13 protein-coding genes and 1 pseudogene are annotated in these 10,173 nt (G+C 62.1%); 13 read left to right on the top strand and 1 reads right to left on the bottom strand.

All coding sequences use genetic code 11. The features are described 5' to 3' along the window. The 4 genes and pseudogenes from AB5Z25_RS09350 to hydA all read left to right on the top strand — a co-directional run. Positions 1 to 503: pseudogene (locus AB5Z25_RS09350) on the top strand (YgeY family selenium metabolism-linked hydrolase); the annotation flags it as partial. Between the two features lie 201 nt (positions 504 to 704). After that, the gene (gene ygeW / locus AB5Z25_RS09345; RefSeq protein WP_349074861.1) at positions 705 to 1,907 is read left to right on the top strand and encodes a knotted carbamoyltransferase YgeW; all 1,203 of its coding nucleotides are present in this window, start codon (positions 705 to 707) and stop codon (positions 1,905 to 1,907) included. A gap of 150 nt (positions 1,908 to 2,057) precedes the next feature. Then, positions 2,058 to 2,672 carry a nucleotidyltransferase family protein gene (locus AB5Z25_RS09340; protein WP_195503610.1) on the top strand — a complete coding sequence of 205 codons (615 nt, stop codon included), beginning with the start codon at positions 2,058 to 2,060 and terminating at the stop codon, positions 2,670 to 2,672. An 8-nt stretch (positions 2,673 to 2,680) separates the two neighbouring features. Further along, positions 2,681 to 4,048, top strand: coding sequence for a dihydropyrimidinase (hydA, locus tag AB5Z25_RS09335; protein ID WP_368135385.1), 1,368 nt, complete (start codon positions 2,681 to 2,683; stop codon positions 4,046 to 4,048). Between the two features lie 41 nt (positions 4,049 to 4,089). Here hydA and yqeC read toward each other — a convergent pair whose 3' ends face one another. Then, positions 4,090 to 4,830, bottom strand: coding sequence for a selenium cofactor biosynthesis protein YqeC (gene yqeC, locus AB5Z25_RS09330; protein ID WP_368135384.1), 741 nt, complete (start codon positions 4,828 to 4,830; stop codon positions 4,090 to 4,092). Between the two features lie 102 nt (positions 4,831 to 4,932). On the opposite strand from yqeC, the gene yqeB reads away from it, so the two are divergent. The 9 genes from yqeB to rpmD all read left to right on the top strand — a co-directional run bounded on the left by yqeB (position 4,933) and on the right by rpmD (position 10,170). Next, positions 4,933 to 5,727 carry a selenium-dependent molybdenum cofactor biosynthesis protein YqeB gene (yqeB, locus tag AB5Z25_RS09325; protein WP_368135383.1) on the top strand — a complete coding sequence of 265 codons (795 nt, stop codon included), beginning with the start codon at positions 4,933 to 4,935 and terminating at the stop codon, positions 5,725 to 5,727. A 9-nt stretch (positions 5,728 to 5,736) separates the two neighbouring features. Beyond that, positions 5,737 to 6,780: an XdhC family protein gene (locus AB5Z25_RS09320; protein WP_368135381.1), complete on the top strand. Its 1,044-nt coding sequence runs from the start codon at positions 5,737 to 5,739 to the stop codon at positions 6,778 to 6,780. Positions 6,781 to 7,091: 311 nt separating this feature from the next. Further along, positions 7,092 to 7,649 carry a 50S ribosomal protein L5 gene (rplE, locus tag AB5Z25_RS09315; protein ID WP_006235260.1) on the top strand — a complete coding sequence of 186 codons (558 nt, stop codon included), beginning with the start codon at positions 7,092 to 7,094 and terminating at the stop codon, positions 7,647 to 7,649. A 79-nt stretch (positions 7,650 to 7,728) separates the two neighbouring features. After that, positions 7,729 to 7,914 carry a type Z 30S ribosomal protein S14 gene (locus tag AB5Z25_RS09310; RefSeq protein ID WP_022094280.1) on the top strand — a complete coding sequence of 62 codons (186 nt, stop codon included), beginning with the start codon at positions 7,729 to 7,731 and terminating at the stop codon, positions 7,912 to 7,914. A gap of 119 nt (positions 7,915 to 8,033) precedes the next feature. Continuing rightward, positions 8,034 to 8,432, top strand: a complete 399-nt coding sequence (gene rpsH / locus AB5Z25_RS09305; protein ID WP_006235262.1) for a 30S ribosomal protein S8 — start codon at positions 8,034 to 8,036, stop codon at positions 8,430 to 8,432. Positions 8,433 to 8,465: 33 nt separating this feature from the next. Beyond that, complete coding sequence (gene rplF, locus AB5Z25_RS09300) at positions 8,466 to 9,002, top strand: 50S ribosomal protein L6 (protein WP_006235263.1); 537 nt, start codon at positions 8,466 to 8,468, stop codon at positions 9,000 to 9,002. Between the two features lie 75 nt (positions 9,003 to 9,077). Continuing rightward, positions 9,078 to 9,446 carry a 50S ribosomal protein L18 gene (gene rplR, locus AB5Z25_RS09295; protein WP_006235264.1) on the top strand — a complete coding sequence of 123 codons (369 nt, stop codon included), beginning with the start codon at positions 9,078 to 9,080 and terminating at the stop codon, positions 9,444 to 9,446. A 14-nt stretch (positions 9,447 to 9,460) separates the two neighbouring features. Further along, positions 9,461 to 9,985 carry a 30S ribosomal protein S5 gene (gene rpsE / locus AB5Z25_RS09290; RefSeq protein ID WP_006235265.1) on the top strand — a complete coding sequence of 175 codons (525 nt, stop codon included), beginning with the start codon at positions 9,461 to 9,463 and terminating at the stop codon, positions 9,983 to 9,985. Positions 9,986 to 9,987: 2 nt separating this feature from the next. Then, on the top strand, positions 9,988 to 10,170 hold the full coding sequence (rpmD, locus tag AB5Z25_RS09285) for a 50S ribosomal protein L30 (RefSeq protein WP_006235266.1): 183 nt from the start codon (positions 9,988 to 9,990) through the stop codon (positions 10,168 to 10,170). Positions 10,171 to 10,173 lie beyond the last annotated feature (3 nt).

The following is a 10,173-nucleotide window of genomic DNA, read 5'->3' as shown; positions in this document are numbered from 1 at the left end:
CCTGGGAGTCCTGCCTGGACGAGATCCGCAACCTGCCGGCCGCCAAGAAGTACGGCGACGACGTGAAGGTCTCCATGTACATGTACGACCGTCCGTCCTGGACCGGCGAGGTCTACGAGACCGAGGCTTACTTCCCCACGTGGATCAACAAGGAGACCGCTCCGCACGTCAAGGCCCTCGTCGACGCCCACAAGGCCATGTTCGGTGACGAGCGCATCGGCTGCGAGCCCAGCATGGACAAGCGCACCGGTCGCCCGCTGTGCGACAAGTGGACCTTCTCCACGAACTGCGTTTCCATCCAGGGCCGCTACGGCATCCCCTGCGTGGGCTTTGGCCCGGGTGCCGAGTCTCAGGCTCATGCTCCCAACGAGGTCACCTACAAGGACGACCTGGTCACCGCTGCCGCCATGTATGTGGCTGCCCTGAACCTCTACGATCCGAGCCAGGCCGATGGCGACGCCACCGTGTTCCGCGCCGGTCTGACCAACAACAAGATCGACTAGTCCCATTCCTCGATTTTGTTGAGCCGGGGACAGTTTATGCCCCCGGCGCCTCCTGTTGACTTGGGGCCCGCGGTCGTTATCTCCCATGCTTCCTCAACGGTGGCGGGTCCTCGTCATGGTGCTCTGCATGTTCTAGCCACACGCGCATGCCGGAGCACATCTACTCACTGCGATCGTTTCATCTTTAGAAAGGACATTTCCATGGACGCTAAGTTTACCGAGCTCGTCGAGCAGCTGAACGGCCTCGATTTTAAGGGTATGTACGGCAGCGACTTCCTGCACACCTGGGACAAGACCACCGATGAGCTCAAGGCTCTCTACATCATCGCCGACGCCCTGCGCGAGCTGCGCGAGAACAACGTCTCGTCCAAGATCTTCGACTCGGGTCTGGCCGTCTCCCTGTTCCGCGACAACTCCACCCGTACGCGTTTCTCCTTCTCTAAGGCCGCCAACCTGCTCGGCCTTGAGCTGCAGGACCTGGACGAGAAGAAGTCCCAGATCGCTCACGGCGAGACCGTCCGCGAGACCGCTACCATGATCTCCTTCATGGCCGACGTCATCGGCATCCGCGACGACATGTACATCGGCAAGGGCGACGCCTACATGGCCGAGGTCTCCGAGTCCGTGCAGCAGGCTTACGAGGACGGCGTTCTGGATCACCGTCCCACGCTCATCTCCCTGCAGTCCGATTCCGACCACCCCACGCAGTCCTCTGCCGACATGCTCTACCTCATCAACGAGTTTGGCGGCCTTGAGAACCTCAAGGGCAAGAAGGTTGCCGTCACCTGGGCTTATTCGCCCTCTTACGGCAAGCCGCTGTCCTGCCCGCAGTCGCTGATCAGCCTGCTGCCCCGCTTTGGCATGGATGTCACCCTGGCCCACCCCGAGGGCTACGACCTCATGCCCGAGGTCGTCGAGCGCGCCAAGGGCTATGCCGCCGAGTCCGGCACCACCTTTAAGCAGGTCAACACCATGGCCGAGGCCTTCGAGGGCGCCGACATCGTGATCCCCAAGAGCTGGGCTCCGTTTGCCGCCATGGAGAAGCGTACCAACCTGTACGCCGAGGGCGACGACGCCGGCATCGCAGCGCTCGAGAAGGAGCTGCTCGCCCAGAACGCCACCCATCAGGACTGGTGCTCCACGACCGAGCTCATGGAGAAGACTGCCAACGGCCAGGACACCATCTTTATGCACCCGCTGCCCGCCGACATCTCCGGTGTCTCCTGCGAACACGGCGAGGTTAACGCCGACGTCTTCGACATGCACCGCGTGGGCATGTACAAGGAGGCCAGCTACAAGCCGTACGCCATCGCTGCCATGATGTTCCTGCAGAAGGTTGCCGATCCCGCCGCTACCCTCAAGGCCCTCGACGAGCGCAACACCGCCCGTTGGCTCCAGGCCTAAAGCCGGGCTGAGGTAAGCCATGTAAAGGGGGCGCTCTGCCAACTGGCGGGGTGCCCCTATTTTGCATCGCGGGCGTGCGGGATAAGCGCTTTCGATGTGGATGCCCGCGGCGCGAGTTATGGGTACGATGGTTTCAGGGGAGGTATCACCATGAAACTTGGATGCGTCATTATGGCTTCGGGCGAGGGCAAGCGGTTTGGCTCCAACAAGATGCTCGCCGATATCTATGGCGAGCCGCTGATTGCCCGGACCATCGATTCGGTTCCCCGGGGCTTTGACGTTGTGGTTTCGACGCGTTGGCCCGAGGTCGCCCAGATTTGCGAGGACAAGCATTGCCCGTGCGTGCTGCACGATGGCGAGCTGCGCAGCGAAAGCGTCCGTGCGGGCCTTTCGTGGGGAGTCGAACGCAACTGGAAAGGTTGCCTCTTTTTACCGGGCGACCAGCCGCTCGTGAGTTCGGATTCTTTTGAGGCTATGGTTCGTGCATTTGACGAGCGTGGCCGCAAACATCCGGTGCGTCTTGCGTGTAACGGTGAGCCTTCGAGCCCGGTGCTCTTTCCGGCGGAACTGTTCGATGCACTTATGTGTCTTGAGGGCAAGGACGGCGGGGGCTCGATTCTCAAAGGTCGCACCGACGTGGTGCTGGTCGAGGCGCGTGCCTACGAGCTGTGGGACGTCGATACCGTCAAGGGACAGCGACGCATAACGGAGCATATTGCCGCCTGCTCGTATTTTGATCGCGTGGCCAACTGTATTAATCAATAAGGAGCAACATGATCATCATCAAAAACGGCGCGCTCGTGACGCCCCAGGGGCTTCGCCGCGCCGATCTTGCCATGGAGGGCGACAAGATTGTGCGGATTGCCGCGGCGATTGAGCCGGCCGAGGGCGATACCGTCGAGGATGCCGTGGGCTGTTGGGTGTTCCCCGGCTTTATCGACGGCCATACGCACATGCAGTGCTGGACTGGCATGGATTGGACAGCCGATAGCTTTGAAACCGGCACGCGTGCGGCTGCCTGCGGCGGTACGACGACCATCGTGGACTACGCGACGGCCGATCGCGGCGTGACCATGCCCGACGCCCTTGCCGAGTGGCATCGCCGTGCCGACGGAACCTGCACGGCCAACTACGCCTTTCATATGGCACTCGCCGAGTGGAATGAGCGCAACCGCGCCGATCTTTCGGCTATGCGCGAGGCGGGCGTATCGTCGTTTAAGACCTACTTTGCCTACGATCATTTGCGCCTGGACGATGCCGAGACGCTCGAGGTGCTCGAGGAGCTCAAGCGTATTGGCGGCATACTGTGCGTGCATTGCGAGAACGGTACGCTGGTGAATGAGCTGCAGAAGCGCGTGTACGAGCAGGGGATTCATGGGCCCGAGGGGCATGCGCTCAGCCGTCCGGACGCGTGCGAGGGTGAGGCCGTGAGCCGCCTGCTGTATCTGGCGCACTTGGCCGGCGACGCCCCGGTCAACGTGGTGCACCTTTCGACCAAGCTGGGGCTCGAGGCCATTCGCGCTGCCAAAGCGCGCGGGCAGAAGAACATCTATGTCGAGACATGCCCTCAGTATCTGATACTCGACGACACCTGCTATCTGGAGCAGGGCGAGGACGGCTTTGCGGGCGCCAAGTACGTGATGAGCCCGCCGCTGCGCCATGCCGGTGACCGTGCCGCGTTGCGCGAGGCGCTTGTGGCCGGCGAGATCGATACGATTGCAACCGACCACTGCAGCTTTAACCTGCACGGGCAAAAGGACCGCGGGCGCGACGATTTCCGCGCGATTCCCAACGGCGGGCCCGGTGTGGAGCATCGCCCCGTCGCGATCGCTACGAGCTTTGAGGGACAGCTGGGCCCCGAGGATTTGTGCCGCTTGATGAGTGAGAACCCGGCGCGCGTCTTTGGCATGTATCCGCGCAAGGGCTGTCTTGCCGAGGGTGCCGATGCCGACGTGTGCGTGTGGGATCCAAAGGCGCGCTGGACCATTAGCGCGGCGACGCAGCATCAGGCCGTGGACTACACGCCGCTCGAGGGCTTTAAGGCGCATGGTCGCGCCAAGGCTGTGTTTGTGAACGGCGTGCTGGTGGCGCGCAACGGCGAGCCCACCGGAGCCCAACCCGGCCGCTACGTGTCCCGCTAACGGGGGGAGTGCCGGGGTAGCTAATTTGGGACGGGGCTCTTTTAGCTACTCTGGAGGCTGCTGGTGACGATGGGGCGGCCGAGGGCTGCCTCGAAGCGGTCGGCCATCGTGGGGTCGCTGAGCGTGTCGACTTGGTTGAGCATGACGCGTGCGGTGCTGAGTCCCAGCGCCTGCATCTCGGCATTGAGCACCTGGGCGACGCGCTCGGGTGTGGCGATGTCGGTGGGCTCGCAGCCGCAGCGCTCGCAGAAGAGCTCGGGGCGGTGGACAACCTCGGCGACGGGCTTGCCCAGCCCCGAGGCGCCGACGATCCAGACGATGTTGGCCGTGCCAGAGGGAATTACCGGCTCCCAGGCGGCGTGCGCCTTGAGCGGGAGTCGCTTGCTGCCATCTGCCTCGGCCAGGACGTAGTCAAAGCGCTGTGCCAGCTCGTTGAGCGGCTCGGCGGGGGCAGAGAGCTTGCCTGTCTCCGGGTCCAAAACGCCCGCCTGGCAGATGCTTCCGTGGCTCATGCCAGCGCATGCCTCGCAGGTGCAGCCGGGAACATGCAGGCCCCCCGGCTTCCAAGGCGCGGCGTCCAGGCGACGGCTCGACCCGTCCCACGGCACGCCGGCGACGGGGAACATGCGCGTGGCGGTACAGAGAAGCACCCTGCCGCCAGCGCGCATAAGCTCAAGGCCGAGCGTCTTCAGCAAGGTCGACTTGCCTCCACTGCCGATAATTGCGGTAATGCCCGGCTCGATCTTGAGCGCGGAGGCAAGGTTTCCGCTCGTCGTTTCCATCTGTTCACCGCCGTATAATACTGTGATAATAAATAATCATCAGAGTAGCGGTCGAACCGCATTTGCTCTGCTCAAACCGTAGCACAGGGAGGTGTCCCGGGAATGCTCGTTTATGTTCGCGGCGCCGGCGATATCGCCACGGGCGTCGCCGCTCGCTTGGTGCGCGCCGGCGTGTCGGTCGTTATGGCCGATATCGCGGTTCCCACGTGCATCCGCCGCACAATCAGTTTTTGCGAGGCTATTCGCTTGGGCGAGGTCGAGGTCGAGGGCATTCGCGCTCGCTTGGCACAGACGCCGGCAGAGGCGCTTGCAATTACCGAGGCTGGAGACGTCGCCGTTGTGGTGGACCCCCAGGCCAAGATGCTCGGCGAGCTGAAACCCGCTGCCGTGGTCGACGCGATTCTGGCTAAGCGCAACCTGGGTACCACGCGCGACATGGCGCCTGCCGTCATCGCCGTGGGGCCGGGCTTTACCGCGCCGGTTGACTGCGACGCCGTGGTCGAAACCATGCGCGGGCATTTCCTGGGCCGTGTCATTACCCAGGGTTCGCCCCAACCCAACACGGGCGTGCCGGGCATTATCGCTGGCTATGGAAGAGAGCGCGTTATCCACAGCCCCGCCGCCGGCGTGTTTCGGTCCGACCGCGCGATCGGCGACATCGTGAGCGCCGGAGACGTGATTGGCTACGCGGGCGATTCGCCCATGTGCACGCAGATCGATGGCTGTCTGCGCGGGCTTTTGGCGAACGGCGTGCAGGTGACCGAGGGCTTTAAATGCGCCGATGTCGATCCGCGCGGCGATGCCAGCTATATCAACTACATTTCGGACAAGGCGACGTCGGTCGGCGGCGGCGTGCTCGAGGCACTCGCTATGCTCACCGATATCTTTAGAGGATAGAAGGCGGCAATGGAAAAGCTCGATGTTGTGAATGCGGCGCTTGCCGCCCTGCGTGCTGGCGAGACGTGCGAGCTGGCGGTCGTGGCCGGCACGGCGGGGTCGTCACCGCGCGGTGTGGGCGCATGGATGGCCGTCTTTGCCGATGGCAGCCAGGCGGGCACTATCGGCGGCGGCAAGATTGAGCTCTTTGCGCTGGATGAGGCGCGCGAACTCCTGAGCGCGGGACAGTCGCGTCTGGTCCGCTACACCATGGGCGGCGAGAACTCCGATACCGGCATGATCTGCGGCGGAGCCATTTGCCTGTGCTATCTGCATCTGGATGCGACCCAGGCACCGTTGTTCCAGGAAATTGCCGACGTCTTGGTCTATCGGCGCATCGGCGACTTCGTCATCGACTTTGAGCCGTTTATCGCGAGCGCGCTCGAGGGCGATGTGGTCGAGTACCATGGCGAGGCATCGCGCCATACCATTGCCGGCTGCCCCGAGCTTTCGCTGGTGGAGGAGGGGAGTAAGGTCACCTACACCAACGCCGCCTCCGAGATTCCCGCGGCGCACATCGAGACGCTCTGCCCCGAGGGCCTGACCTATATCTTTGGCTGCGGCCACGTGGGCGCCGCGACGGCGCGGGTGCTCACGGCGGCGGGCTTTGCCGTCGTGGCGTGCGACGACCGCCCCGGCACGCTGACCCCCGATTGGGTGCCCGGTGTCTACGATCGTCGCTTGGTCGATTACAAGAACCTGAGCGAGCTGTGCCCCATCGGCCCGCGCGACCTGGTGGTCGTCGCCACGGCGGGTCACAAGTCCGATATCGACGTGGTGATTCAGGCCATGCGCGCCAAGCCTGCCTACCTGGGCTGTCTGGGCTCGCGCCGCAAGACGGCCTTTGTGCGTGCCCGCCTGGAGCAGGAAGGCTTTACGCAGGACCAGATCGGCGAGCTGCACCTTCCGATCGGCGTTGCCATCGAGGCCGAGGACCCCGAGGAGATCGCCATCTCCATCGCCGCCGAGATGATCCACCTGCGCCGCACCAAGCTCGTCCCCCGCAAGCGCTAATCGCATCCCCACCAATAAGTTGCGGTGAAATACGGATTGTTTAAGCCTGTTAGGCCGCCCAACAGTCCCTATTTCACCGCAACTGCTTGTTGGGACCCATTTGTGCGGGGGAGTTGTGGAGTTGTGCAGGCAGACGAGGTTTTTCTGGAAATACGCTCACGATGCGCGTATAGTACCGATTGTTTTGTCGGCTCCTGCTGCGTCGAGTCCAAACCGCAAAATGCCATGAGCGGCGCGGATGCAGCCAGGAGGCACGAGGACAACCCATCGTGGCCACGCCCCGTGCTTAAAACCCCAAGAAGGAGTGAACAATGGCAGAAGAGAAGTATGTGCCGCGTCTGAAGACCAAGTACAACAACGAGGTCAAGCAGCAGCTTCAGGACAAGTTCCAGTACGAGAACGTCATGATGATCCCCAAGTTTGAGAAGATCGTCGTGAACATGGGTGTCGGCGAGGCCGCTACCGATTCCAAGGCCATCGACGGTGCCGTGCGCGACCTGCGCGCCATCACCGGTCAGCAGCCGATGATCACCCGCGCCCGCAAGTCCATCGCTACCTTCCGCCTGCGCGCCGGTATGCCGATCGGCTGCAAGGTTACCCTGCGTGGCGACCGTATGTGGGAGTTCTTCGATCGTCTGACCTCCGTCGCGATTCCTCGTATCCGCGACTTCCGCGGTATCTCCGCCAAGAGCTTCGACGGCCGTGGTAACTTCTCCATGGGCGTCACCGAGCAGCTCATCTTCCCCGAGATCGACTTTGACTCCGTCGATCACCAGCGTGGTATGGACATCACTTTCGTGACCACCGCCAACACCGATGAGGAGGCCAAGGCCCTTCTGGACGCCTTCGGTTTCCCGTTCAAGAAATAGGTTCACCTGCCCTATAAGCGCCGTTCCCACAAGGGGGCGGCGCTTGGGGCGAACAATACTCTATGTGAGGAGGATATAAGTGGCTAAGACATCGATGATCGTCAAGTGCAATCGCAAGCAGAAGTTCTCTACTCGTGAGTACACGCGCTGCCAGCGCTGCGGCCGTCCGCACTCTGTGTACCGCAAGTTCGGCCTGTGCCGTGTCTGCTTCCGTGAGCTTGCACTCAAGGGCGAGCTTCCCGGCGTTAAGAAGGCCAGCTGGTAAGTCACTACCAGCGTTTCAAGCATCCGTTTGGAACAGGGAAAACGCGCTAAAAAGGCTTTGCCGTTAAGGGCGGTGAAGAACCAAGAGCACGTGTTCATCAAGAACGAAGGAGAATCTGTATGAACCTTACAGACCCGATCGCAGATATGCTTACGCGCATCCGTAACGCTAACTCTGTGAACAAGGCCACGGTCTCCATGCCGAGCAGCAAGAAGCTCGTCGAGATCGCTCGTGTTCTGCACGAGGAGGGCTACATCGAGGGCTACGATGTCGAGGACACCGTTCCCCAGAAGACTCTGCACATCACGCTTAAGTATGGTCCCAAGAAGGCTAAGGTCATCAACGGCATCCGCCGCATTTCCAAGCCGGGCCTGCGTAAGTACACCGGCGTTGCCGACATGCCCCGCGTCCGCGGTGGCCTTGGTACCGCCATTATTTCCACCAGCCATGGCGTCATGACCGACCGCGATGCTCGCAAGCACAACGTCGGCGGCGAGATCATCGCTTACGTCTGGTAATTCGCTCGGTAGGTAGAAGGAAAGGAGATCACCGTGTCTCGTATCGGTAATAAGCCTGTCCAGATTCCCGCCGGAGTCGAAGTGGCAGTCAACGGCAACAACGTTGTCGTCAAGGGCCCCAAGGGCCAGCTCGAGCTCGATGTCTTTGAGAAGCTCGCTATCAACGTCGAGGACAATGTTCTCACCGTTTCCCGTCCCGACGACGAGCGTGAGACCCGTGCCCGCCACGGCCTCACCCGCGCCCTCATCCACAACATGGTTGTTGGCGTTTCCGAGGGCTTCGAGAAGAAGCTCGAGCTCGCCGGCGTCGGTTACCGCGTGCAGCAGAAGGGCAAGAACCTCGAGTTCTCCCTGGGCTTCTCGCACCCCGTGATCGTCGAGGCTCCCGAGGGCATCACCTTCGAGGTTCCCGACAACACCCACGTGAACGTCAAGGGTATCAACAAGCAGCAGGTCGGTCAGATCGCCGCTGAGATCCGCGGCCATCGTCCTCCCGAGCCTTACAAGGGCAAGGGTATCCACTACGTTGGCGAGCACATCCGCCGCAAGCTGGGTAAGGCCGCCAAGTAGTCGTAACCGACTCACTCGCATAAGACCAGCACCCCGTCAGGTGCTGGCAAGATCAACCTTTTTAGGAGTTTACGTATGAACAAGCATAAGGCGAAGCTGGAAGGCCTCAAGCGTCGTCAGCGTCGTGTTCGCGGCAAGGTCTCGGGTACCTCCGAGCGTCCGCGTCTTCGCGTGACCCGTACTAACGCCAACATCTATGCCCAGATCATCGACGACAGCAAGGGCTCCAGCCTGACGCTCGTCTCTGCCTCGACCCTCGAGGCCGAGTTCAAGGGCACCCACACCTCGAACAAGGAGGCTGCGGAGAAGGTCGGTCAGCTCGTTGGCAAGCGCGCCATCGAGGCCGGCATCACCAAGGTCGCCTTCGATCGCGGTGGCCGTATCTACCATGGCCGCGTCAAGGCCCTCGCCGACGGTGCTCGTGCCGCCGGTCTCGAGTTCTAGGAGGTATGTAGCACATGGCTCGTAATCAGAAGCAGCAGCGCGAGGCCTCCGAGTTCGAGGAGCGCGTCGTTTACATCAACCGCGTGTCGAAGACCGTCAAGGGTGGTCGTCGCATGAGCCTCGTCGCTCTCGTCGTCGTTGGCGACGGCAAGGGCAACGTCGGCGTTGGCATGGGCAAGTCCGCTGAGGTGCCCATGGCCATCTCCAAGGCATCTCTCGATGCCAAGAAGAACATGTTCCACGTGCCGGTGACCGAGCAGGGCACCATCCCGCACGAGGTTCTCGGCCACTTTGGTGCCGGCCGCATCATCATCAAGCCCGCTGTCGAGGGTACCGGCGTTATCGCCGGCGGCGCTGTGCGTCCCCTCTTCGAGCTTGCTGGCATCAAGAACGTCCTGTCCAAGTCCCTCGGTACCGACAACGGCCTCAACATCATCAAGGCTGCCGTCGAGGGCCTCAAGGAGCTCTCCAGCCCTGAGGACGTCGCGGCTCGCCGTGGCCTGACGGTCTCCGAGATGTTCGTCGGTAAGGAGAACTAAGCATGGCTGACACCATCAAGATCAAGCAGGTCCGCAGCACCAACGGTTGCAAGCAGGACCAGGTCCGTACTGTCCGTGCCCTCGGTCTCCACAGGATCCGCGAGGTTCGCGAGATTGCTGACAACGAGTCCGTCCGCGGCATGATCTTCAAGGTCAAGCACCTTGTCGAGATTGTAGAGGAGTAGCAA

It is taken from the genome of Collinsella aerofaciens (assembly GCF_040910325.1).
Classification (GTDB): Bacteria; Actinomycetota; Coriobacteriia; order Coriobacteriales; family Coriobacteriaceae; genus Collinsella; species Collinsella aerofaciens_BL.
This window is presented reverse-complemented; position numbering and strand designations above follow the sequence as displayed.

Bases quoted from the DNA above. Each gene is read 5' to 3' on its own strand.
- rpsH (WP_006235262.1), top strand. From the start codon at position 8,034: ATGAACCTTACAGACCCGATCGCAGATATGCTTACGCGCATCCGTAAC.
- rplR (WP_006235264.1), top strand. From the start codon at position 9,078: ATGAACAAGCATAAGGCGAAGCTGGAAGGCCTCAAGCGTCGTCAGCGT.
- hydA (WP_368135385.1), top strand. From the start codon at position 2,681: ATGATCATCATCAAAAACGGCGCGCTCGTGACGCCCCAGGGGCTTCGC.
- rplE (WP_006235260.1), top strand. From the start codon at position 7,092: ATGGCAGAAGAGAAGTATGTGCCGCGTCTGAAGACCAAGTACAACAAC.
- rpsE (WP_006235265.1), top strand. From the start codon at position 9,461: ATGGCTCGTAATCAGAAGCAGCAGCGCGAGGCCTCCGAGTTCGAGGAG.
- AB5Z25_RS09320 (WP_368135381.1), top strand. From the start codon at position 5,737: ATGGAAAAGCTCGATGTTGTGAATGCGGCGCTTGCCGCCCTGCGTGCT.
- rpmD (WP_006235266.1), top strand. From the start codon at position 9,988: ATGGCTGACACCATCAAGATCAAGCAGGTCCGCAGCACCAACGGTTGC.
- yqeC (WP_368135384.1), bottom strand. From the start codon at position 4,830: ATGGAAACGACGAGCGGAAACCTTGCCTCCGCGCTCAAGATCGAGCCG.
- yqeB (WP_368135383.1), top strand. From the start codon at position 4,933: ATGCTCGTTTATGTTCGCGGCGCCGGCGATATCGCCACGGGCGTCGCC.
- AB5Z25_RS09340 (WP_195503610.1), top strand. From the start codon at position 2,058: ATGAAACTTGGATGCGTCATTATGGCTTCGGGCGAGGGCAAGCGGTTT.
- ygeW (WP_349074861.1), top strand. From the start codon at position 705: ATGGACGCTAAGTTTACCGAGCTCGTCGAGCAGCTGAACGGCCTCGAT.